Genomic DNA, 21,184 nt, shown 5'->3' on the forward strand with positions numbered 1-21,184 from the left:
CCCGGTGGCCGCCCCCGCGATCGTACGGGGGCGGCCACCGGCCGTTCAGGCGGCCCCGCCGCCGTCCGCGGTGATCTCCCGGGCCGCCTCCGCGACGCGGTGGAGGAGCCACGGCCCAGGGGCCGGCGGAGGGTGAGCGACCGTCAATTGACCGCAGCGGACCGCAAGCCCTAGTTTGAACGTGTTCAATCTCTCGGAGGGGGCGCGAGCGGATGTCACACGCCATCGAGCCGGCGGTCGCCGGGCAGGCGGTGCGGGCGGAGTGGACAGCAGTCGGCGCCGGCCGACGGCGGAGGCCGCTGCCGAGGCGGTCGGCCGGGGACGGCCTGTGCTGCACGGTCGGCCACTCCTTCACCGTCACCACCCTCATCGCACTGCCGGCCGCCTACCTGGCCGTGTTCGGGCTCGCCGGGGCGTACCCGGGCGGCGACCTCGGCCTGATTTTCCTGTGCGTGGCACCGCTCCTGCTGCTCCCGTTCGCCCTCGGGGCCCGCCTCTGGGCGGCGCACGGCCGGGTCGCCCTGCGCTGGGCCGGGCGGGCCGCGGCGCGCTACGTCGCCTGGTACCTGACGCCGATCGTGCTGCTGGCCGAGCTCATCGCACTCGCCCTCGGCGGGGTCGTGCACCTCGGGGACGGCGGGGCCCTCCCCGCCGGGACGTACGGCGCGATCGCCCTCGGTGCCGTGCTGCTGGTCGGCGCCCCGGTGCTCCTCGCCCTGTTGATGGTGGCCCCCTGGGCGTCGACCGGCCGGCGCGCCCGCCTCGCGCTCGGGCTGCTCGCCAACCTCGTGCCGGCGCTGCTGCTCCTGTTCGGGGGCCTCCCCGCCGTGCTCGTCATCGCCGCGCACGTCGTCTTCGTCGGGCAGGTCGTCCCCGCCGCGACCGCCGGGCCCGTTCAGCCCACCCGGCCCGTGCCGCCCGGGCGGTGACGGCGGGCGGTGACGGCGGGCGGCTGACCAGGGAAGCTGCACGGCTGCCCGCAGGAAAGCCGGTGGACGTACCGTCACCCGCGTGTGCTGTACTACGCGTCGACCGTTCACGCCCGCAGTACCCCCCGGGAACCCGTCCTCATGCGTGCCACCTGTCCCCAGTGCGCCACCCCGGACGAGTCCGTCCCCGTGCCGCAGGCGCTGACGGACCCCGGCCGGCCGCTCGACGAGCCCCTGCGCGCGCTGCTGGCGCCGCCGCCCGAGCCGCCGCCGATCCGGATCGGCGTGAGCGGGTCGGCCGTCACGCTCTTCAGCCTGGCGGGCGGCTTCTGCCTGCTCGGGGTGCTCACGCAGCTCACCAGCCACGAGGACCTGGACGGCTTCAGCGACGCGTACCGGCTCGGCTACCGGCTGGGGCCGTACATCATTCCCGCGCTCCTGCTGGTGACCGGCCTGATCGTGCAGGTCGTGTCGCGGCGGAGCCGTACCCGGAAGGCCGACTCGCGGCGGGCGGAGCAGTGGGCGTACTGGAAGCGGTACCACCAGGTGTGGCAGGCCGGGTGGCTGTGCCGGCGATGCGGAGTCGCGTTCTTCCCCGCGGCGGCGGTCCATGCGGACCAGCCCGCCTCGCCGCCCGTGGCCGTCGACCGGTTCGCGGGGTGGGTGGCGGCCGCCGCGACGGCGGCCCCCGCGGCGGGCGGCCCGTACCTCGCCCCGGCCGGGGTGAACCGACGCGAGTGACCCCTACCCGGCCTCCCCGGCCGCGCCCTGTTGCGGCAGGTCGTCGCCGAGCAGACCGAGGTAGTGGCTGAGCCGGGTGGCCGCGTGGAGCATGGCGACGCCCCGTGCGGTGAGCCTGCGGTGCCAGTCGTCGAGGGCGCCGGACAGGGCCTCGGTGCCGCCGGCGTCGCGGATCTGCCGCACGACGTCGGCGATGTGGTCCAGCCCGTAGCCCCCGCGTCGGAGGAGGTGGGCGAGCTCGGCGTCGCGGACGTCGCCGGCGCGGAAGACGCGGTAGCCGGTGGCCCGGTCCCGCCCGGGGGTGAGGATGCCGGCGGCCTCCCAGTTGCGCACGGTCGCCGGGGTGACGCCGATCCGGCGGGCGAGTTCGCCGACGGTCCGGATCCCGCGGCCCGCCGGTGCGTCCGCCGCGGTCCCCGGCTCCGACGTCAGGTGGTCCACGGCCCTGCGGACCGCGGCGAGGGTCTCCCGGTCGCGGAGCAGCCGGCTGTGGCCGCGGTCGACGGCCGTCAGGGCGGCGTCGAGGCCGTCGCGGTGGAGCGCGTTCATGATCTCGCCACCGGTCGCATGGCCGTACGCCGCGACGAGGGCGAGGTAGGCGCTCAGCGCCGCCGCGTGCAGCTCGGTGTAGATCCGGTAGCCGCTGGGCGTGCGCCCGGCGGGCGGGAGGTACCCGTCCCGCTCGTAGTTGCGGACCGCCTGGGCCGAGATGCCGTGCCCACGCGCGAGGTCCGATGGTCGCATGGTTCTCACTGCTTTGAGACTTTACCGCGCGGCTGTGCAGGAGTAGAGGGCTCACCCCGGCCCGAAGTCTCAACCGGTCTTTCAAGGTTACGCTTGAGGTCCATGAGTCAGGACATGCGAGACTTCGTAACCCCGTCATGTGAGCTGCTGGCGGTCGGCGAGCCGACGCACCGGGAACCGGCCTTCGGGCTGGTCCGCAACGAGCTGTTCGCCCGGCTGGTGGAGACCGGCTTCCGGTCGGTCGCCCTCGAGACCGACCGCGTCGCGGCGCTCGCCGTGAACGACTTCGTCCAGGGGGGTGCGGGCACCCTCGACGCGGTGATGCGCCACGGCTTCTCCCACGACTTCGGCGAGCTCGACGCCAACCGGCGCCTGGTCGCCTGGATGCGCGCGTACAACCGGAACCGGCCGCCGGAGGACTGGCTGGCCTTCCACGGCTTCGACACCCCGACCGAGAACTACAGCGCACCCAGCCCGCGCCGCTACCTGGAACACGCCCGCGACTACCTCAACACCGCCCGGGGGCTCGCGCTGGCCCTCGACATCGCGCGTCTCGCCGGGGACGACGAACGCTGGAGCCGCGCCGAGGCCGTCCTCGACCCGGCCGAGTCGCCCGGTGCCACGCCCGAGGCCGAGCGGCTGCGGTCGGTCGCCGGCGACCTGCTCACCGCGCTCCACACGCACCGGGCGGAGCTGACCGCCGCCACCTCGGACGCCGCGTGGCAGCGGGCCGCGACGCACCTCACCGCCGGCCTCGGCCTGCTCCGCTACCACCGGCAGGCGGCACGGCCCCTCGCCCCGGGTCCGCGGCTGTCCCGCCTGCTCGCCACCCGTGACGGGCTCATGGCCGCGAACCTCCTCGACATCCGGTCCGTCGAGGCCCGGCGGGGACCGACCCTCGTACACGCCCACAACAGCCACCTGCAGCCCCACCAGAGCACCTGGAGCATGGGCGGACTCGACTGCGTCTGGACCGGCGCCGGCGCCGTCGTCGGCTCCCTCCTGGGCGACCGCTACGCCTTCGTGGCCGGCAGCCTGGGCCGCAGCGAGGCGCTCGGCCTCGGCGAGCCCGAGCCGGACAGCTACGAGGGCGTCCTCCAACTCCGCTGCGCCGCCTGGGGCCTGACCGCGTCCACCACGATCGGACCAGCCCGCGCCCGCACCGGCACCACTCCGGAGCTGGGCTACTTCCCGCTCGACCGCCGGATCGTCGAAGCGGCCGACGCGGTCCTGCACATCGGCGACGGCGCAGCCGTGGCCGCGGCCTCACCGGACCACCCGCGGTAGGACGTCGGACTCCCGCCCGCCCCCTCGCCGTCCTGCCCGGGACCCCGCCACCGCACCCGCCGACTGCGTCTATGCTCATCGATCGTGTCCGTTCGATCACGGCGGGCACGCAGCCTTACGGGGGGAGACCGGGAGATGGCGGACACACCGGACGGGTGCACGGGGCGGGCGGGATGAGCAAGGTCAAGGACCTGAGACCGAAGGAGCAGTTCATCCAGAGCCGGATGAACTCCGGACACCTCACCGGCGACTCGAACCTCAACCAGGTCTACGGCGTGGAGCTGCCGAAATGACGACCATCCGTCCGGACGCCGAGTTGATGACCGGCTACGACGTCGAGGCCGCCCTCACCCGCGGGCTGCTGATCGACGGCACCCCGCGCCGCGTGCTCTTCGGCGATGCCGCGATCGCCGCCTCCTACCGGGCCGAGGCCCTGGGCATCGGCCCCTACCCGCTCGGCTTCCTGGGCCGGTACGTCCGGGCCGGCGGCTTCGCGGCCGCGCTCGCCCTGCCCGAACCGGTGATCGGCCGGGAGGCGGGCGAGTTGGTCCGCGGGTGGCTGCGCGCGGCCGCCGCCACCGGGGCGGGCGTCCAGCGCGAGGCCCTGTTCGCCCGGTGGCTGGCCTCGGTCGCGCTGCTCATCACCCTGCGCCGCCGGGTCCGGGAGGGCGGGAACTGATGCGTCGTACCTTCGCCGTCGTGACGGCGGCCCTGCTGGCCGCCGCTCCGCTGCTCGCCGGCTGCAGTGCCGGGCCCGCAACGCCCGCCACCCCGCCCACCACCCGGCCGGAGACGGAGGTGGCCCTCCCCGCCCTCGCGGAGGCGGGCAAGGCCACCTCCCCGTATCCCACCAGCACCGTGACCCTGGCCGTCGGACAGCGGTTCGGCGTCAGGGGGGTGGACAGCATGACGGCCTGGACCTGGGACCTCACCTCGGCCGGCGACGCCGCCGTGCTGCAGCACGGCCCGGACGTCGTCATCGACCCCTGCGGCGGCAGCACCGGCTGCTCCCCGGGGATCGACCAGACCTTCACCGCCCTCACCCCCGGCACCACCATGCTGACCTGGGAGTTCCACGACCGGGGCACATGCCGGCCGGGAGCGGCGAGTCCCGCCCCCGGTTGCGGCGGCGTCACCAAGAGCATCCAGGTCACCGTCCGCTGACCCGGCCCCGGGCCGACGCGAAATCCAATTGCCCGGCCGTGCCCCGGGCCCGAACCTGGAGCCATGCTGGGATTCGTCAGAACCGACAACGAAGCCCTCGTCTCGTACTTGGGCGACCCGCAACGCACCGTCGCGGCCTACCGGGAGCTGCTGCGGCGCAAAGAAGACGCGCTCGGTGCCATCCGCGCCGGGCTGTCCCACGAGGACGCGGCCGTCCGCGAGGGCTGCTGCCGGCTGCTCGACCACCTCGTCGACTCCGGCTCCATGGGCCGACTCATCGCCATGGCCGACGATCCCGACGCCCGGGTCAGGATCGCCGCGTTCCACGCGCTGGCCTGCGACCGGTGCAAGGGGGACACCTGCGCGCCGGGCGCGGACCGGGTGCTCGACCCCGCGCTGCACCACCTGGCCTCCGACCCCGACGCGCGGGTCCGTGCGATGGCCGCCGAGCTCGTCGGCAAGTTCGTCCACACGGACGACCGTGCCCTCGCCGCCCTCCAGGCGTCCCACGCCCGGGACCCCAGCCCGGCCGTCCGGAAGAAGGCGGGCTGGTTCACGCCCGGAGGCGCCATCTACCAACGGACTCTGCCGCCCGCCCCGAGGTAGCGGCTGAGGGCCCGTCATGCCCTCAGCCCGGCGGTTCCACCGTGGCGGGCCGAGGGCGTACCCCCGGAGTCCTAGGTCCCGCGGCCCACACCGGCCCCGGCAAAAGCCGGGCGCCAACTGAGCGGCCCAGGCCGTACGGTGATCTTATGACCATTGACCTCGAGAAGTACTTCGCCCGCATCGGATGGGACGGCGACCGTACGCCCACCCTCGCCACCCTCCGTTCGCTCCACTACGCGCACGTTCTCGGCATCCCGTTCGAGAACCTCGACGTGGTCGCCGGCGAGGTGCCGTCACTGGACATCCCCGACCTCCAGGCGAAGCTGGTCGAGTCCTCCCGCGGCGGCTACTGCTTCGAGCAGAACAGCCTCTTCGCCGCCGTCCTGGAGCAGCTCGGTTTCGGGGTCACCCGCCTCAGCGGCCGCGTGCGGTTCGGCGCGCGCCCGGGGGAGGAGCGTCCGCGGACCCACATGGTGCTGGCCGTCGAGGTGCCCGGTGCCCCCGGCCGCTACCTCGCGGACGTCGGCTACGGCGGCCTCGGTGCGCTGCTGGAGCCGCTGCCGATGATCCCCGGCCAGGTCCGCGAGGGTGCCGGGCGCCGGCACCGCCTCCTCGTGGAGGAGCCGGACGGTCCGGCCCCGGTGTGGGTGATGCAGGCGCTGAAGGGCGACACCTGGGAGGACCAGACCGCCTTCACCCTGGACCGCACGCCGGCCGTCGACCTCAAGATGGGCAACTGGTACGTGGCCACCCACCCGCGCTCGCCCTTCCAGCGGCTCTACGTCCAGCGCACGCTCGCCACCGGCCACCACCTGCTGTTCGACGGGCCGACCCTCACCCGGACCGACCCCGACGGCACGCGCTCGGTCCAGGAGGTCGAAAACATCGACGAGCTCCGGGAGTTGCTGGAGTCCGAGTTCGGCCTCACCCCGCCGCCCGGCTTCCGCTCGGCGACCAAGGACGGTTAGTAGCGGGGCGGCCGGGCACGCAGAAAGTGCCTTCCGGCTGGGCTGGCAGAGACTTTGGATAAGCCTCATCTTCTCAGCGCGGAAGGCACTTTCGCCTTGCCGACGGTTCGCGAGTTTCCTGGGGTGGGGCCCCCGGGGTCGACTACTTGGCCAGGTCGAGAATGAACTTCTCGTCAGCGCCGCCATTGGCGTTGATCTGGCAGTTCACCGTTCCGCCGGGGCCGGTGGCGGTGGTCACCCCACTGCCGGTCACCATGCGCAGGTAGATGTTCGGGAAGGTCGCCGACCCGAAGGAGAACGAGCCGTCAGGCTGGGGGAGGAGGTGGTACATCTCGTAGGGATAGGCGCCGAATTGGCAGTTGACCGTCCCTCCTCCGGCCATGGTGGAGGGGACCCCGGCGCCGTCCATGCGCAGGAACACGTTCGGGAAGGCCACCGACTCGAAGGCGTAGGTGCCATCGCTCTGCGGCCGGACCCTGAACGACGTCCGAGAGCCCGTGCCGTACTGGCAGTTGACCGTCCCCGCCCCGCTGTCGGCGAAGGCGGTCACTCCGGTTCCGTCCATGCGCAGGTAGACGTTCGGATAGTGCGTCGACTGGATCGTGATCGGCGTGTCTCCGAGCTTTTCGAGGTCGGCTGCTGTCAATGCCATGATGGCCTCTATCCTTCGGTCTGGGCGTATCGCGGACGAGTCGCGCCGGCGCCGCTGCTGACAGACTCAGCGGCGCTGAAATCGGGGCCGGAGGGGGATTGTCGGGTGCAGCACTTGCCGCGTAGGGCGGAGGGGCAATGCGAGCCGAACCGTGCGGTCTCGTCAGCTCCATGAGCTGCTTTCCATAAAGGGGAAGCCCCGACGAATGACAGGGAACGGCAGCATTGCCGCTGCCATTCGCTTTGCCGCCCCCTCTTGCCATCCTGCCGTCGCAGGCCCCGAACTGACTGTAATCCTGCAGACACACGCTGTCCAGACTCGGTGCTGCGACGGCAGCGCCCCGATCATGGAATTGATGCGCGAAAGCATCACTTGGCCTGGGAACGTTCGCTTGCCAAGGAAGCGAACGCGGTCTTACTGGGCCGGCGCCGGGGCTTCCTCGACGTCGAGGCCGTAGGCGATGACGGCTTGGCGCAGGCCGCCCGGGTAGCCGGCGATGGCCGGGGTGAAGTCCCAGTCGCCGGCGGTGTCGCGGTCGAACCGGCCCATCCGCATGGCCGTGTTGGCCGCGGCGCCGTCGGCCAGGTGTGCCACGGCCGGGTCCTGGTCGGCGCCGGCTTCGAGGATCAGCGCCGGACCGGCGAACCCGGCCATGGTCGCCTCCGGGTGGTTCTCCACATCGGCCGCGGCGATGATGACCAGCCGGTCCGCCTCGGCGGGCAGCGCGTCGAAGTCGACCATCAGGCAGGCGTTGGCGTCGTCGTACCCGGTGACCAGGCGCACCGAGCCGTCGGGTGTGGAGCAGTTGTTGTAGAACACCAGGTGGTCGTCCGACAGAGCCCTGTTGCCCTCGCACACCAGGGCGGCGATGTCGTACTCGTCCTCGCCGGTCCAGTGGAGGAGCAGGCGGGCGGGCTCGGCGGCGACCTCGATCCCGGGCAGTCCGTCTCCGTCCGCACCGCCGCCGTCCGCACCGCCGCCCGCGCCGCCGTGCTGGGCCGCCGCGAACACCTCGTGGAAGCCGTGGTGCTTGAGCAGACCGACCAGCTCGGCGCCGTTGATCAGCGTGATCGGCTTGCCCGTGACGAACTGGTGCGAGCTCGGGCCGAACCTGCTCGTCGTGACGAGGACGGCCTTCGTCGCGTCCCGGTCGTGCTGCAGCGTGCCGTACAGGTCGCGGACGGCCGAGGGCGTGACCGTGTCCCGGTAGCGCTTGACCTGCACGATCACGTTCCCGCCGCGGAAGGGGTCGGTGTCGATCCCGCGCACGTCCACGCCGCCGTCCCGCGACCGGGCGGTGAGCTCGACCCTCATGCCCATCGCCTCCATCAACCGGGCTATGAGCTGCTCGAATTCGACCGGGTCCATCGTCAGGAGGAGCTGGAGCTCACGCACCCGCTTCGCCATCCGGCCGCGGTTCGCCGTGGTGTCGTCACGGAGGTGGCGGAACAGCAGCCGCTGCGCACGGCGCTCGTCGGTGTCGGGGTTGTTGAGGCGGTGGAGCTTCCGGCTCCGGGACATGGGTGCTCCCTCGAAGGCGACCGGTGGTTGGCAGCCGTCAGAGTATGGGAGTAAGTGACGCTACGTCAGTCATGTCGCACAATCGATGATTTCGTTATGGTCTCGCGCAGTTGGCGTGGGAAGTCGGCGGGTCCGACTTCCCACTCCGTCGGGGTCGTCGTCCTCCGACCGGTCACGCCGGGTCTGCCACCGCGGGCTCATGGCGCCGCAGCCAGGCGACGGCGGCGGCGCGTTGCTCGCGTGACCACTCGGCCCCGTTCGCCGCCCAGTCGAGCAGCCGGCGTACGGCCTCCGTGCCTCCCGGATCGGGCACGGTGAAGGAGCCGATCGCGTGCTGCTCGGTGGTCCCGACCAGGGAGACGCTGCTGTCGAGCGAGAGCATCCTGAACTCTGGCCGCCCGGCGCGCGAGCCGAGCACGCAGTCGTCGAAGCCGAGCACGTTCCGTCCGCGGCGGATCGCGCACGCCGCGCCCATGACGTCCCAGCGGTCGAGGAGGCGGACCCGGCGCCAGGCGTACGGCTGGTCCAGGTCGACCCGCGGGTTGTAGCGCCGGGCGGGCAGGGCGAGCAGGAACTCGCGGTCCGGACCGAACAGGCCCGACGAGGTCGCCAGCTCGTACCAGTCCCGGTTGGCGCGTTCGACGAGGTGCGGGTCGTCGAAGCCGACTGTGGCGTTCCGCCGGCCCGTCCCCTCACCGCAGCCGACCGTCACCCCCACCGCGAACACCGGCAGCGGAGCCTCCGGCACGCCGCCCTCCAGCACCTCCAGGCCCGCACGCCTCAGCGGCTCGTGGACCTTCCGCCGCATCTCCTGCCGGCCCATGCCGTCCCCCTACCGCAGTCCGATCATCAGGAGCGATTCGGCCCGCGTGAGGTCGTGCGGAAACCGGCGGTCGTGTGCCGGCCCCCGGTCACTGGCCGACCCGCCCGTCGACGCACTCGCGCAGCAGGTCGGCGTGGCCGCAGTGGCGGGCGTACTCGTCGATCCGGTGCACCATCAGTTCGCGGATCGCGACCCCGTCCTTCCCGACCCGCTCGGCCAGGTCAGGGAATCCGGCCAGTGCGGCGTCGGTCCCGGCCTGCTCGCGTTCCAGGTCGGCGTACGCCGCGTCGACCACGGCCTGCTCGGGGACGGCGCCCTCGAAGTCCGCGTCGCGCGCGCCGTACAGCTTCGGCAGCGGATCACCGTCGGTGAGCCAGTTGCGCCAGTCCCGTTCGACCTCCGCGAGGTGTCGGAGCAGGCCGAGCAGTGACATCGTGGACGGCGGGACCGAGCGGCGGGCCAGCTGCTCCGGGTCCAGGCCCTCGCACTTCATCCGCAGGGTCAGCCGGTAGTTCGCCAGGAAGTCCTGCAGCGTCGCGAGTTCGCCGTCCGGACCGGGGCCTTCGAGGGTGCGCGGGTCCTTCTCCGGGTCGGCCCACATGTCGGGGTGGACGGTCGCCTCGGTCCATCGCGCGGGTTGATCACTCATGCGGGCCATCGTGGCCGGTGACCGGCCGGGCCCGCCACCGGATTATCGGCCGGACTCCGCGCTCACCCGGCGGTGAACGTCCGGCGCAGGCAGCCGACCAGGGCGTCCGGGGTGGGCGGGTGGAACCGTCCGGCGAGGCAGCCGTCGGGGCGGACGAGGAAGGCCTCGCCGGGGCGGGCGCCGTACGCGGCGGCGAACTCGCCCGCGCCGTCCCGGACGGACGGCAGGCGCCACTGCGGCGCGGACGCGCCGGGGGCGAGCACCGCGTAGACGTCCAGCCGCCCGTGGGCGGCCGACAGTGCGGCCACCGCCGCCGTGCCGAGGTGGTCGTCCGGCGTGCCGGCACCGGAGCCGGCCGGGCCGGGGCCGACGTGGAACAGCAGCGTGTGCCGCGGGCTGCGCAGCAGGTCGAACAGGCGCACCGAGTACGTCGCGAGCTCGCGCTCCAGGCCGCGGCAGTCCGGCGCCCGCTCGCCGGGGGCCGGCCCGCCCGGCGGGCTGCCGTCGGCGGGCGCGACGAGCGGGCTGTCCGGGTAGCCGACCAGCAGCTGGGCCTCCCGGCGCATCACCAGGTCGAGGTCGTCGGCGTCCGCGCCGATGCCGGCCCGGGCGTGCCGCACCGTCCGCCCGACGACCTCCTCGCCCACGGGGTGCCGTTCGGCGTGGTAGCTGTCGAGCAGGCCCTCCGCGCCCAGGCCCTGCACGGCGAGGGCGAGCTTCCAGGCCAGGTTGTACGCGTCCTGGATGCCCGTGTTCATGCCCTGCGCGCCGGTCGGCGGGTGGATGTGCGCGGCGTCCCCGGCCAGGAACAGCCGGCCGGACCGGTAGCGGTTCACCAGCCGGTGGCTGATCCGGAAGGTGGACGACCAGCGCAGCGCCGAGGCCTGCACCGGCTGCGGCGAGAGCCGGTCCAGCACCGCCTGGATGTGCCGCAGCTCCGGCACCCGGCCGCCCTCCAGGCCGTGCTGGACGCCGTCCTCCGCCGCGCCGTCCGTGGACAGTTCGTCCGGCACCGTCATCGACATCCGGTACCGCCCCCGGCCGGGCAGCGGGATGCAGACCAGGAGGTCGTCCACCGTCCCGTCCGCGTCGTGGTGGGTGGACCGGACGCCGTACCCCTCGGGGAGGTCCCAGTCCACCTCGACGTCGCCCAGCATGTACTGCTCGGGGAAGGCGTCGCCCTCGAAGGTGAGCCCGGCGGCCTTCCGCACCAGGCTGTGCGCACCGTCGGCGCCGATCACGTAGCGTGCCCGGACCGTGGCCGGCCCGGACGGGGTGCGCAGTTCGGCGCGGACGTGGTCGGTGTCCTCCCGGAGCGAGACGAGTTCGCTGCCGCGTTCGACGTGGGTGTCCCAGCGCGCCAGGTGCTCGGTGAGCAGGCGTTCGGTGGTGTACTGCGGCAGCGCGGCGAACGCGTACGGGATGTCGGGCGGCAGGACCAGGTCGATGCGCGGGCCGGGCCGCCCGTCCGTGAACAGCAGCTGGCCGCGCATCGGGACGGCCTCGTCCAGGACGGCCCGGACCAGGCCCATCGCGTCCCACAGCTCCAGCGTGCGCGGCTGCACGCCGACCGCCTTGGCGTAGTGCTGCGGGGCGGGCAGCCGGTCCACGATCCGGCAGCCGACGCCGTGCCGCCGCAGTTCGGCCGCGGCCGTCAGCCCCACCGGGCCCGCGCCCACCACCAGTACGTCGATCTCGTCCATGACCGCTCCCGCACGCTGATCCGACGCGAACTGTCAGACACGCCCCGGGCCGTTTCCCGGGGCGTGCGCGGCCGCTTCCTCCAGGCTGCGCCCGATCCGCGCCGGGCCGCCACCGGGACCGTCCCGGCCGCGGGGCCGGACGCGGGGCCGGACGCGCCCGCAAGAGTCCTACGCGCCGGACGGCCCCTACACGCCGGTGCGGGGTTCGATCCGCAGGCCGAAGGCCGCCGTGCCCGGGTCGAGGGCGGTGACCCCGCCGTCGACCGTGAGCACCGCGCCGTTGACGTAGCTCGCGGCCGGGGAGAGCAGCCAGCCGATGGCGGCGGCCACCTCCTCGGGCTCCCCGGGCCGGCCCGCCGGGGTGAGCCGGGTCGCCTCCCGGTAGGCGTCGTCGACGCCGCCCGCCAGCTGCGCCGCCTCCGCGAGGCGGGCCATCGGGCGGTCCGCCATCTCGGTGCGCACCCAGCTGGGGCACACGGTGTTGGCCCGCAGCCCGAGGTGGCCATAGTCGACGGCGAGCGAGCCGCAGAGCTGGAGCAGGGCCGCCTTGGAGGTCGCGTAGGCCGCGTTGCCGGTGCCGTTGCGCAGGGCGGAGACCGAGGCGACGGCGACGACGGCGCCGCGCGCGGCGAGCAGGTGCGGCAGCGCCTCGCGCAGCAGCAGGAACGGGGCGGTGAGGTTGGTCCGCATCACCAGTTCCCAGTCCGCGAGCGTGACGTCGCCGACCGCGCCGGGCCGGCCGACCCCGGCGTTGAGCACCAGCCCGTCGAGCCGGCCGTAGGCGGCGACGGCGGCCGTGACCAGCGCCCGCACGTCGTCCGGGTCGGTGGCGTCGGAGACCTGGGCGAGTGCGCCGGTCTCCCGGGCGATGCGCTCCAGCGGTTCGGACCGGCGGCCGGAGACCACCACCCGGTGTCCCTCCGCCCGCAGCAGCCGCGCGGTGGCGGCGCCGATGCCGGTGCCGCCGCCGGTGACGAGGACGACGCGCTGGTCGGACATGGCAGGTACCCCCCGGGGATCAATGCTCCGTGAACCATCGGATTGTAGGCTCACGGACCGTCAGCCACGCTGCGGGGGATGGGCGGAGGCGCCCGTCGGCCCGGCTTCCGGACGGCCCCCGGGCGGCGGGTCGCCCTCAGGTGCGCCATCGCCCGGGGGGTGCGGCCCGCGGGGCACCCGCCGCTGCCCGGGTGACCGGTGCGCCCGTTCGGCCGGACGGTCCGGCGCGTCGCCCGGGGCCGGCCGGCGCGCCGCTGCCACTCTGACGGTCGATCAGGTGCCGGCCGGTCCGCGCGCCGGCGCCGCGAGCGCGTTGAGGAGCCGCCGATGACGACCCGGTTGCCCGTTCTCCGGTGGACGGCCGCCGTGCTGGCCCTGCTCCTCGGGCTCTCCGGGTGCTCCAGCGCGGACAACGGCAGGGTGTCCCTTCCGAAGTCGAGCTCCTCGACGCCCGCCGACGTCACGGCCGCGGGCGGCCCGCTGGTCGGGGACCCGACCCTCGTCGCGGACGAGGAGCAGTGCGCCGCCGCCGAGGGCAACGCCCCGTGGTACCCGACGATCGCCGCCTTCGAGGTGCACGACTCCAACCGGACCCACCTCTACGCCTGCGCGCACTTCCTGGGCGCCCCGTCGAACAACCAGGTGTTCGCGCACAGTTCGAGCCAGGTCTACACGACGCCGTACAACATCGTGGACCGCGGCCCGAACGAGCTCTACGTCTACGGTGGCGGCTACGGTGACCAGGGAGGGTCCGGCTCGTTCGTCTCGCGGGTGGAGCCCGGCACCTACAACGAGGTCTGGCGGCGGGTGCTGATCAACACCAACGCCACCGACGAGTGGGACTACCCGGGGGTCCTGAACGTCCTCGCCGACGGCAGCCTGGTGGTGATCTACGGCTACCACATCGCCAGGATCGACCCGGTCAACGGCGACGTCCTGGCGCAGACCACCCTCCCCACCGGCCAGTCCGCCCCGCGCGACACCGCCTACAACGGCTACGACGCGCTGCCCGACGGCACGATCATCGCCAAGACGGTGAACCGCCAGCCCGGCTGCACCCAGCAGGGGTTCAGCGCCTTCCTCGACTGCCCCGACCCGACGGCCGTGCCACCCTCCGTCCTGGTGGCGATCGACCCGCGGAGCCTCCAGGTGCTCTCCCAGGTGACGCTGCCCGAGATGATGGGCGGCCGGGTCACCACGACCACCTTCAACGGCACGGGTGCGGTCTACCTGCCGGGCGCCACCAAGCTCTACCGGTACACCTACCAGAACGGCGCCTTCGCCCCCGACGCCGGCTGGGGCCCGGTGCCCTACCTCCGGAACGGCCAGACGGCGGCGTCCGCGATGGCCGTCATCAACGACTACGTGGTGGCGATGACCAACGGCGGGAAGCCGACCCCGACCCCGATGAGCGTCGTCGCGGTGTCCCAGAGCGACTCCACCAAGGTGGCGTCGCTCCAGCCGTTCGCGAGCAGCGGCGCCAAGAACAGCTTCATCCCGTCCATGGTCTCGGTCGACCCGGAGAACAACCGCGTCTACGCGATGGACGCGGGGGCGGGCAAGCTCGCCGGGATCGACCTGACGAACGGCACGCTCGCGGTGGCGTGGTCCCAGGACCAGACCACGCTCAGTTTCACCACCCTGCTCGGCCCCAAGGACCACCGCGTGCTGATCGGCACGGACATCCCGGTGAAGTTCTTCCAGGGGCTGAAGAAGTACGACACCGAGCAGGTGGTGTGGCGGGACGCCGAGTTCGGCACCGAGCTCGCCCGGTCGAGCCAGCTGTCGAAGATGACCCAGGGGATCCTGGTGACGCCCGGCTACGCCGGCCTGCAGTACTTCCTCACGGCCGACGGGCACGTCATCGGCCTCCAGGTCGGGCCGAAGCCCTCCTCGCCGTCGCCGTCGCCCTCGCCCACCCCGTCCGGCTCCGGGTCCGCGTCGCGGTCCGGCTCCGCCACGGCGACCGGCTCCGCCTCGCCGTCGGGGGGCACCACCTCGCCCTGACCTCCCGCCCGCCGCAGCGGGGGTTCGAAGACGGCCCCCGGGTCAAGATCGACTGTGATCGGTGCTAAACATTTGGCGACAAGTCCGGTCAACTCCTGACGTTTCGTCAAGCGATCTTCTACGCTTCGTGCGGCTCCGGCATCTGCCGGGGTCGTTGCGTGATCCGATGGTCCGACGAGTCTGGAGAAAAACCCCGTGAGAATACGTCGTTCGCCGCGCCGCTCCTGGACGGCCGTGGTCGCCACCGGGGCGGCCACGGCCGCGCTGCTGTCACAGCCCGGTGTCGCCGAGGCGGCCGCGCCGCCTCCCGTCGTGACCGCCACCGTGTCCGTGGCGGCCTACCCGGCGGGCGTCGCGGTCGCGCCGGACGGGCGCCGGGCGTACGTGACCAGCCAGAGCAGCGGCACCGTGTCCGTGCTGGACACCGCGACCAACGCGGTCACCGGCACGTTCACGGCCGGCAGCGGCTCCTACGCCGTGGCCTGGGCGCCGGACGGGCGGCACGCGTACCTGACCCACCACCAGGACGGCACCGTGAGCGTGCTGGACACCGCGAGCAACACCGTGACGGCCACCGTCCCGGTCGGCGCCGAGCCCTTCGGCCTGGCGGTGGCGCCGGACGGGGCGCACGTCTACGTCAGCAACGCCGGCGCCGGCACGGTGAGCGTGCTGGAGACGGCGGGCAACACCGTGACGGCCACCGTCCCGGTCGGTGCCGAGCCGCACGGCGTGGCCGTCGCGCCCGACGGGGCGCACGTCTACGTCGCGGCCTCGGGCGCGCAGGCCGTGGACGTGATCGCCACCGCGGGCAACACGGTGAGCGCGAGCGTCCCGGTCGGGCACGGCGTGTTCGGGCTCGCGCTCAGCGCCGACGGCTCGCGCCTGTGGACCGCCAACGGGGGCGACAACACCGTCAGCGTGCTGGACACCGCCGCCGGCACCGTCGCGGGCACCGTGACGGTGGGCAACAACCCCTACGCCGTCACGCTCTCGCCGGACGGACGCCGCGCGTACGCCGCCAACTACGCCGACGACACGCTGAGCGTGATCGGCACGGCCGACCGGACGGTCACCGCGACCGTGCCGACCGGGGCCAGCCCGTTCACGCTCGCGCTCACCCCGGACGGGCGGCGCGGCTACCTGGCCGACTTCTCCGGCGGCGCCGTGACCGTGCTCGGGTTCCCGCTGCCGGTGCCGGTGGTGACCGGGGTCAGTCCGGCCTCCGGTCCGCAGGCCGGCGGGACGGTCGTCACCGTCACCGGCACCGACCTGGCCGGCGCCACCGCGGTGAGCTTCGGCGCCGCCGGGAACGCCGCGTCCTTCTCCTGCACCGAGACCAGCTGCACCGCCACCGCGCCCGCCGCCACCGCCGCCGGCGCCGTGGACGTCCGGGTCACCACCCCCGGCGGGACCAGTGCGGTGACCGCCGCCGACCGGTTCGGCTACACCGCGCCCACCGCCGACCTCGCCGTCGCGCTCGGGGCCACCCCGGTGAGCGGGCTGTTCACCGGGCGGGTCGACTACACCCTGACCCTCACCAACCAGGGCCCCGCCGCCGTGGACTCGGCCACCGTCACCGCCGACCTGCCGGCCGGCCTGACGGCCTCCTCCACCGACTGCACCGTCGCGGCCGGCAAGCTCACCTGCACCCTGGCCGGCCCGCTGGCCCGCAACGCGAGCACCACGCGGCACCTGACCGTGCACGTCGGGTTGTTCAACGTCGGCCGCACCTTCACGGTGACCGCCGTCCGCACCGCGAGCGCGCCCGCCGACCCGGTGCCGGCCAACGACCGCGCCGCTCGGACCTGCTCGTCCAACCTGTTGCAGATCAGCTGCAGCTGAGCCTTTCCCCGGCCCCGCCCCGAGCTCTTCGGGGCGGGGCCGTTCCGTCGACGGTGCTGGACGAAACGTCCAGTCTGGACGTACAGTCCAAACATGACCGCAGAGACCCCCGACCCACGCGTCCAGGCCTGGTCGCCCGTCTGCCAGGCGGTGGCCCTGCTGCTCGGCCCGTACGCCGAGGTGGTGCTGCACGACGCCGTCCGCGACGAGGTGCTCGCCGTCTGGAACCCGATGAGCGGCCGCGCCCCCGGCGACCCCTCCCTGCTCGGCGAGCTGGACGGGCTGGACCCGGCCGCGCCCGACGTCTACGGGCCCTACGGCAAGCTGCTGCCCGACGGCCGGCGGCTCTCCTCGGTCAGCGCCGTCTTGCGCGACCCCGACGGCCGCCCCTCGGCCGTGCTCTGCGTCAACCTCGACCGCGGGCCGCTGGAACACGCCGCCACCCTGCTGGCCGGCTTCGCCGCGCCGACCTCGCCGCGCCCCGAACCGCTCTTCGAGGCCGACTGGACCGAGCGGATGAACGACGTCGTCGGCGGCTACGTCCGCGCCCACGGCCGCCCGCCGGAGCGGCTCACCCGCGAGGACCGGCTCGCCGTGCTGCGCGAACTCGACCAGGCCGGCGTCTTCGCGGTGCGCCGCGCCGTCCCCGCCGTCGCCACCGCGCTCAAGGTCTCGCGGTCCACCGTCTACACCCTGCTCGCCGAACTCAAGGCCGAGCCGCCGAACGCACCACAGAGGAACCCGAGATGACCAAGCTCCCCGACTTCCGGCTGGAAACCCACTTCTCGCGCTGGGAGTTCACCGCCCGCCACCACCTCACCGCCTCCGACGCCCAGACCATGGCGATGTCCGAACTGCTCGCCCTGGCCGGCCCCGAGGACCGGCACGCCTGGGACACCCTCACCCTCGGCTACACCGAGACCTTCGGCGACCCGGCGCTGCGGCAGGCCGTCGCCGGGATGTACGAGCACGTGGACGCCGACGACGTGATCTGTTTCGGCGGCGCGCAGGAGGCGCTCAACCTCGCCATGCAGGTGCTGCTCGGGCCGGGTGACCACGCCGTCGTCGTCACCCCCAACTACCAGTCAGCGGAGACGATTCCGCTCTCGCTCTGCGAGGTCACCGGCGTCGCGCTCGACCCCGGGAACGACTGGGCGCTCGACCTGGACGAGCTGACCGCCGCGCTGCGCCCCGAGACCCGCGTCGTCTCGGTGAACTTCCCCAACAACCCCACCGGCAAGGTCATCGACGCCGCCGACTTCACCCGGCTAGCCCGGATCTGCGACGAGCGCGGCATCCACCTGTTCAGCGACGAGGTCTACCGCGGCCTGGAGCGCGACCCCGCACGGACGCTGCCGCAGGCCGCGGACCTCTCCGAGCGCGGCCTCTCGCTTAACGTCACCTCCAAGTCGCTCGGCCTGCCGGGCCTGCGGATCGGCTGGATCGCCTGCCGCGACCGGGAGTTGCGTAGCCGGCTGGAGCGCGCCAAGCACTACACCACGATCTGCAACTCCGCGCCCAGCGAGATCCTGGCCCGGATCGCGATCACCCACCGCGAGCGGATCCTCGCCCGCAACCGCGGCATCATCGCCGCCAACCTGCCGGTCTTCGAGGAGTTCTTCGCCGCCTTCCCCGAACTCTTCGAGTGGCGCGCCCCGGACGGCGGCTGCGTCGCCTACCCCCGCTACCTCGGCGCCGACGGGGTGGAGGAGTTCTGCACCGGGCTGGTCGAGGAGGCGGGCGTGCTGCTGCTGCCCGCGAGCGTCTACCGGTCCGAGCTGACCCCGACGCCGGCCGACCATTTCCGGATCGGCCTCGGCCGCCGCGACCCGGGCCCGGCCCTGGACGCCTTCGCCGGCTGGCTCAAGTCCCGGCGGTAGGCGGCCCGTCCGGCTGGGCTCCGGGGGCGAGGACCGCCCCCGGTCGGCCCCGACGAGCCGCCTCCGCGCTGGAGGTGGGCCGACCCGGGGAAGCGGACCCACCGCTTCCCCGGGCCGACCCTGCCCCGGCCGGTGCGGACCACGACGGCCGGCCGGGGTGTCCGGGTGTCTCCGGGATCTCTCCGGGATCCCGGAGAGATCAGAACGGGCCGGTGCAGGTGGTGACCTGCTGCGCGGCCACCAGGGCCGGGCCGCCGGTGGCGCAGACCATCCGGAGGTCCCTGGTGACGACCTGCGGCGTGACCGCCTTGGCGAACCCGTTGGTGATGGTGGTCGCCGAGGCGACGGTGACCCACGGGCTGCCCCAGGCCTTCTGGGTGCGGACCTCGACCTGAACGAGCGTCAGCTGTGCCGGGTCGGCGGTCACCTGGGCCACCCCCACGAAGCCGCCGCCGTTCTTCTCCTGCCAGACGCACGGGTGGTTGGCCACGGCGGCGCACGCCGCGGCGCTGTTCTCGCCGCCCATCGAGGCGGCCGAGGCCGGAAGGGCCGTCGCCGCAGTGATCCCTGCCACCGCCACCATCAGAGCTGCGATCCGAGCGCGCATGATATGAACCTCCTTGGAAAACAAGGGAATCTCACTGGATGGGATGAGTCTTGCACATTTTGTGCGCATGACATATGTGCGCTGCATCACACTCATGGTGACGGTTCAACTACGTGCTGCTACCGCGTCATCCGGCGTTCAGTCGGCGTCACCCGGCGTTCAGCGGACCGTCGGAAGCGTCCGCCGCCCGGCCGGGCTCGCCGTCCGCCGCCCGCGTCCCGCTCTCCGGTCCGTCAACTCAAGGCGATGGGCGCCTGGTTGACGCTCCTCCCGGGCCAATCCGGTGGCATCGCGCCACGGCGTTCACTCGTACGGGTGGCGGACCGGCGCGAGGCCGTTCGGACGGCTACCATCGACGCGACCCACGGAGGTGGCCTGCATGGACACGGTCATCGTGCAACTGCCCGAACCCCGGCCGGGCGCCGCGTCGGCCGGGCTGCCCCAGCGATCCGCTCACCCCTCCCGCCCCGCGCTGCTGCACCTGGGCCCGGGCGAGGTGGCCGAGTTCGGGCGCGGCGAGCCCGGGCGGCCGGTCGCCATCCCGCTCGCCGACCAGGGCGTTTCTCGTCGCGCGGGCGAGATCACCGCCGCCGAGGACTACTGGCGGCTCTCCAACTTCAGCGGCTCCGCCACCTATGTGGTGGAGAACCTGGAGGGTGCGGGGGAGCACGTCAAGGTCGCACCGGGCCGGCTCGGTGCGCCGGTGCCGTTCGAGTTCTCCCGGGTCCTGCTGCCGGCTCTCGGCGAACCCGCCGCCTTCAAGGTCTTCGCACCCCAACACGCCTACCTGGACGGCGAGTCCGGTGCCGACGGCGGCGAGCGGACGGTCAGCCCGTTCGCCCTCGACCCCACCTCGAAGTACTTCCTGGTGCTGCTGGCGCTGTGCGAGCCCAGGCTGCGCTCGCCGTCCGCCGCGCTCGTGCCCGGCGCGACCGAGGTGGTGACCAGGCTGCGCGCCCTGCCGTCCTGCCGCGGACTCACCCGCTCGGCCGTCAACTACCACATCGACTACCTGGTGGCCACCAAGCTCCGGTTGCGCGACACGCCCGTGGAGGCGCCGGACGCGGCCGGACGCGCCGGCGGCAAGCGGGAGGAACTCGTCGCCCTGGCGCTGAGGTTCGACCTCGTGCGGGAGGAGCACCTCGCCCTGCTCCCGCCCCGGCAGGGCGGCTGACCCGCCGTGCCACCGCCCGCCGGGCCCGGCGCGGCCCAGCCCCCGGAGCGGCCGCCCACCGGCCGGCCACCGTCCGGCCGGCTGCCCTTCGAGGTACCGCCCGGCTACCGGGTGGCCGGCTACCGCACCGGCGAGCCGATCGGCGCCGGTGCCTGGGGCACCGTCTACGCCGCCCACGGGGTGGGCGAACTGCCGGACGCCGCAATCAAGTTCATCGGACCGGGGCGGCTCAGCCCCGGCCAGCGCCGGACCATGGCGCAGGTCGCCCGCAGCGAGATACGGTTCAGCCGCCGCGCCGACCACCCGCACCTGATCCGCACTCTGGCCGTGGTCACCGTCGACGACCCGGCCCACCCCGGGCTGGACGGCGCGGTGGCGCTGGTGATGGAACGTGCGGCCCGCAGCCTTCAGGACGTCCTCGACGCCGCCCGCCCCCACGTGGCCGTCCCCGAGGCCGAGCGGATCCTCGCCGAGGTCGCCGCCGGGCTCGCCCACATGCACCGGGCGGGCTGGGTGCACGGCGACCTCAAGCCCGGCAACATCCTGCTGATGCCGGACGGGACCGCCAAGCTCGCCGACTTCGGCCTGACCGCCGAGCTGGAGGGCACCCACGCCTACGCCCCGCCGCTCGGCTCGCCCGACCACGTCCCGCCCGAGTGGTGGTCGGAGCGGACCGGCGCCCGCGGTGTCGCCCTGCGGCCCAGCGCGGACCTCTGGGCCTTCGGCGTGCTCGTCCACCAGCTGCTCACCGGCGGGCTGCACCCCTTCCTCGGCGCCACCGTCCGGGCCCGCTCGATGCTCCCACCAGGCCTCGAAGCCGGCGTACACCGCGGCCTCGCCCTCCTCGGTGAGATCCAGCTGCCAGCAGACGTTGTGCGCCATGGCCTG

General features: G+C 73.6%; 21 protein-coding genes. 13 read left to right on the forward strand and 8 right to left on the reverse strand.

What is annotated here, in order from left to right; all coding sequences use genetic code 11:
- Window positions 1–212 precede the first annotated feature (212 nt).
- Complete coding sequence (locus tag ABZ885_RS19205) at window positions 213–929, forward strand: hypothetical protein (RefSeq protein WP_360189606.1); 717 nt, start codon at window positions 213–215, stop codon at window positions 927–929.
- Between the two features lie 141 nt (window positions 930–1,070).
- Complete coding sequence (locus tag ABZ885_RS19210) at window positions 1,071–1,670, forward strand: hypothetical protein (protein ID WP_360189609.1); 600 nt, start codon at window positions 1,071–1,073, stop codon at window positions 1,668–1,670.
- A 3-nt stretch (window positions 1,671–1,673) separates the two neighbouring features.
- On the opposite strand, the gene ABZ885_RS19215 is transcribed toward ABZ885_RS19210, so the two are convergent.
- Window positions 1,674–2,414, reverse strand: coding sequence for a TioE family transcriptional regulator (locus tag ABZ885_RS19215; RefSeq protein ID WP_360189612.1), 741 nt, complete (start codon window positions 2,412–2,414; stop codon window positions 1,674–1,676).
- Window positions 2,415–2,528: 114 nt separating this feature from the next.
- On the opposite strand from ABZ885_RS19215, the gene ABZ885_RS19220 reads away from it, so the two are divergent.
- The 5 genes from ABZ885_RS19220 to ABZ885_RS19240 all read left to right on the forward strand — a co-directional run bounded on the left by ABZ885_RS19220 (window position 2,529) and on the right by ABZ885_RS19240 (window position 6,439).
- Window positions 2,529–3,701 carry an erythromycin esterase family protein gene (locus tag ABZ885_RS19220; RefSeq protein ID WP_360189615.1) on the forward strand — a complete coding sequence of 391 codons (1,173 nt, stop codon included), beginning with the start codon at window positions 2,529–2,531 and terminating at the stop codon, window positions 3,699–3,701.
- Between the two features lie 289 nt (window positions 3,702–3,990).
- Window positions 3,991–4,380 (forward strand): hypothetical protein, encoded by a 390-nt coding sequence (locus ABZ885_RS19225; RefSeq protein ID WP_360189618.1) that lies wholly within the window; start codon window positions 3,991–3,993, stop codon window positions 4,378–4,380.
- The gene (locus ABZ885_RS19230) at window positions 4,380–4,865 is read left to right on the forward strand and encodes a hypothetical protein (protein ID WP_360189621.1); all 486 of its coding nucleotides are present in this window, start codon (window positions 4,380–4,382) and stop codon (window positions 4,863–4,865) included. Before ABZ885_RS19225 ends, ABZ885_RS19230 begins: the two co-directional genes overlap by 1 nt.
- Window positions 4,866–4,928: 63 nt before the next feature.
- Window positions 4,929–5,471, forward strand: a complete 543-nt coding sequence (locus tag ABZ885_RS19235) for a HEAT repeat domain-containing protein (protein ID WP_360189624.1) — start codon at window positions 4,929–4,931, stop codon at window positions 5,469–5,471.
- Window positions 5,472–5,617: 146 nt separating this feature from the next.
- Window positions 5,618–6,439 carry an arylamine N-acetyltransferase gene (locus tag ABZ885_RS19240; RefSeq protein ID WP_360189626.1) on the forward strand — a complete coding sequence of 274 codons (822 nt, stop codon included), beginning with the start codon at window positions 5,618–5,620 and terminating at the stop codon, window positions 6,437–6,439.
- A 142-nt stretch (window positions 6,440–6,581) separates the two neighbouring features.
- On the opposite strand, the gene ABZ885_RS19245 is transcribed toward ABZ885_RS19240, so the two are convergent.
- The 6 genes from ABZ885_RS19245 to ABZ885_RS19270 form a co-directional block, all read right to left on the reverse strand.
- On the reverse strand, window positions 6,582–7,091 hold the full coding sequence (locus ABZ885_RS19245) for a hypothetical protein (RefSeq protein WP_360189629.1): 510 nt from the start codon (window positions 7,089–7,091) through the stop codon (window positions 6,582–6,584).
- Window positions 7,092–7,505: 414 nt separating this feature from the next.
- On the reverse strand, window positions 7,506–8,612 hold the full coding sequence (locus tag ABZ885_RS19250) for a restriction endonuclease (RefSeq protein ID WP_360189632.1): 1,107 nt from the start codon (window positions 8,610–8,612) through the stop codon (window positions 7,506–7,508).
- Window positions 8,613–8,784: 172 nt separating this feature from the next.
- Window positions 8,785–9,435, reverse strand: coding sequence for a hypothetical protein (locus ABZ885_RS19255; protein ID WP_360189635.1), 651 nt, complete (start codon window positions 9,433–9,435; stop codon window positions 8,785–8,787).
- An 88-nt stretch (window positions 9,436–9,523) separates the two neighbouring features.
- Entirely contained in the window at window positions 9,524–10,093 is a 570-nt protein-coding gene (locus ABZ885_RS19260; protein ID WP_360189637.1) for a DinB family protein, read from the reverse strand.
- Window positions 10,094–10,146: 53 nt separating this feature from the next.
- Window positions 10,147–11,787, reverse strand: coding sequence for an FAD-dependent monooxygenase (locus tag ABZ885_RS19265; protein ID WP_360189640.1), 1,641 nt, complete (start codon window positions 11,785–11,787; stop codon window positions 10,147–10,149).
- 186 nt (window positions 11,788–11,973) lie between these two features.
- Window positions 11,974–12,786: an SDR family oxidoreductase gene (locus ABZ885_RS19270; RefSeq protein ID WP_360189642.1), complete on the reverse strand. Its 813-nt coding sequence runs from the start codon at window positions 12,784–12,786 to the stop codon at window positions 11,974–11,976.
- 327 nt (window positions 12,787–13,113) lie between these two features.
- On the opposite strand from ABZ885_RS19270, the gene ABZ885_RS19275 reads away from it, so the two are divergent.
- The 4 genes from ABZ885_RS19275 (at window position 13,114) to ABZ885_RS19290 (ending at window position 18,515) form a co-directional block, all read left to right on the forward strand.
- A complete protein-coding gene (locus ABZ885_RS19275) occupies window positions 13,114–14,793 on the forward strand; it encodes a hypothetical protein (RefSeq protein ID WP_360189645.1) in 1,680 nt (559 codons plus the stop codon).
- Window positions 14,794–14,988: 195 nt separating this feature from the next.
- On the forward strand, window positions 14,989–16,635 hold the full coding sequence (locus ABZ885_RS19280) for a beta-propeller fold lactonase family protein (protein ID WP_360189648.1): 1,647 nt from the start codon (window positions 14,989–14,991) through the stop codon (window positions 16,633–16,635).
- 93 nt (window positions 16,636–16,728) lie between these two features.
- Window positions 16,729–17,385 carry a PAS domain-containing protein gene (locus tag ABZ885_RS19285; RefSeq protein WP_360189651.1) on the forward strand — a complete coding sequence of 219 codons (657 nt, stop codon included), beginning with the start codon at window positions 16,729–16,731 and terminating at the stop codon, window positions 17,383–17,385.
- Window positions 17,382–18,515: an aminotransferase class I/II-fold pyridoxal phosphate-dependent enzyme gene (locus ABZ885_RS19290; protein WP_360189654.1), complete on the forward strand. Its 1,134-nt coding sequence runs from the start codon at window positions 17,382–17,384 to the stop codon at window positions 18,513–18,515. The genes ABZ885_RS19285 and ABZ885_RS19290 overlap by 4 nt, the downstream gene beginning before the upstream one ends.
- A gap of 199 nt (window positions 18,516–18,714) precedes the next feature.
- Here ABZ885_RS19290 and ABZ885_RS19295 read toward each other — a convergent pair whose 3' ends face one another.
- A complete protein-coding gene (locus tag ABZ885_RS19295) occupies window positions 18,715–19,122 on the reverse strand; it encodes a hypothetical protein (protein ID WP_360189657.1) in 408 nt (135 codons plus the stop codon).
- Window positions 19,123–19,501: 379 nt separating this feature from the next.
- On the opposite strand from ABZ885_RS19295, the gene ABZ885_RS19300 reads away from it, so the two are divergent.
- Together ABZ885_RS19300 and ABZ885_RS19305 are read left to right on the forward strand one after the other, a co-directional pair.
- Window positions 19,502–20,296: a serine/threonine protein kinase gene (locus ABZ885_RS19300; protein ID WP_360189660.1), complete on the forward strand. Its 795-nt coding sequence runs from the start codon at window positions 19,502–19,504 to the stop codon at window positions 20,294–20,296.
- 6 nt (window positions 20,297–20,302) lie between these two features.
- On the forward strand, window positions 20,303–21,184 hold an 882-nt coding region (locus tag ABZ885_RS19305), incomplete at its 3' end, for a serine/threonine-protein kinase (protein WP_360189662.1).

The sequence above is a fragment of the Kitasatospora sp. NPDC047058 genome (genome assembly GCF_040643935.1).
Classification (GTDB): domain Bacteria; phylum Actinomycetota; class Actinomycetes; order Streptomycetales; family Streptomycetaceae; genus Kitasatospora.

Bases quoted from the DNA above. Each gene is read 5' to 3' on its own strand.
- ABZ885_RS19205 (WP_360189606.1), top strand. From the start codon at position 213: ATGTCACACGCCATCGAGCCGGCGGTCGCCGGGCAGGCGGTGCGGGCG.
- ABZ885_RS19210 (WP_360189609.1), top strand. From the start codon at position 1,071: ATGCGTGCCACCTGTCCCCAGTGCGCCACCCCGGACGAGTCCGTCCCC.
- ABZ885_RS19215 (WP_360189612.1), bottom strand. From the start codon at position 2,414: ATGCGACCATCGGACCTCGCGCGTGGGCACGGCATCTCGGCCCAGGCG.
- ABZ885_RS19220 (WP_360189615.1), top strand. From the start codon at position 2,529: ATGCGAGACTTCGTAACCCCGTCATGTGAGCTGCTGGCGGTCGGCGAG.
- ABZ885_RS19225 (WP_360189618.1), top strand. From the start codon at position 3,991: ATGACGACCATCCGTCCGGACGCCGAGTTGATGACCGGCTACGACGTC.
- ABZ885_RS19230 (WP_360189621.1), top strand. From the start codon at position 4,380: ATGCGTCGTACCTTCGCCGTCGTGACGGCGGCCCTGCTGGCCGCCGCT.
- ABZ885_RS19235 (WP_360189624.1), top strand. From the start codon at position 4,929: ATGCTGGGATTCGTCAGAACCGACAACGAAGCCCTCGTCTCGTACTTG.
- ABZ885_RS19240 (WP_360189626.1), top strand. From the start codon at position 5,618: ATGACCATTGACCTCGAGAAGTACTTCGCCCGCATCGGATGGGACGGC.
- ABZ885_RS19245 (WP_360189629.1), bottom strand. From the start codon at position 7,091: ATGGCATTGACAGCAGCCGACCTCGAAAAGCTCGGAGACACGCCGATC.
- ABZ885_RS19250 (WP_360189632.1), bottom strand. From the start codon at position 8,612: ATGTCCCGGAGCCGGAAGCTCCACCGCCTCAACAACCCCGACACCGAC.
- ABZ885_RS19255 (WP_360189635.1), bottom strand. From the start codon at position 9,435: ATGGGCCGGCAGGAGATGCGGCGGAAGGTCCACGAGCCGCTGAGGCGT.
- ABZ885_RS19260 (WP_360189637.1), bottom strand. From the start codon at position 10,093: ATGGCCCGCATGAGTGATCAACCCGCGCGATGGACCGAGGCGACCGTC.
- ABZ885_RS19265 (WP_360189640.1), bottom strand. From the start codon at position 11,787: ATGGACGAGATCGACGTACTGGTGGTGGGCGCGGGCCCGGTGGGGCTG.
- ABZ885_RS19270 (WP_360189642.1), bottom strand. From the start codon at position 12,786: ATGTCCGACCAGCGCGTCGTCCTCGTCACCGGCGGCGGCACCGGCATC.
- ABZ885_RS19275 (WP_360189645.1), top strand. From the start codon at position 13,114: ATGACGACCCGGTTGCCCGTTCTCCGGTGGACGGCCGCCGTGCTGGCC.
- ABZ885_RS19285 (WP_360189651.1), top strand. From the start codon at position 16,729: ATGACCGCAGAGACCCCCGACCCACGCGTCCAGGCCTGGTCGCCCGTC.
- ABZ885_RS19290 (WP_360189654.1), top strand. From the start codon at position 17,382: ATGACCAAGCTCCCCGACTTCCGGCTGGAAACCCACTTCTCGCGCTGG.
- ABZ885_RS19295 (WP_360189657.1), bottom strand. From the start codon at position 19,122: ATGCGCGCTCGGATCGCAGCTCTGATGGTGGCGGTGGCAGGGATCACT.
- ABZ885_RS19300 (WP_360189660.1), top strand. From the start codon at position 19,502: ATGGACACGGTCATCGTGCAACTGCCCGAACCCCGGCCGGGCGCCGCG.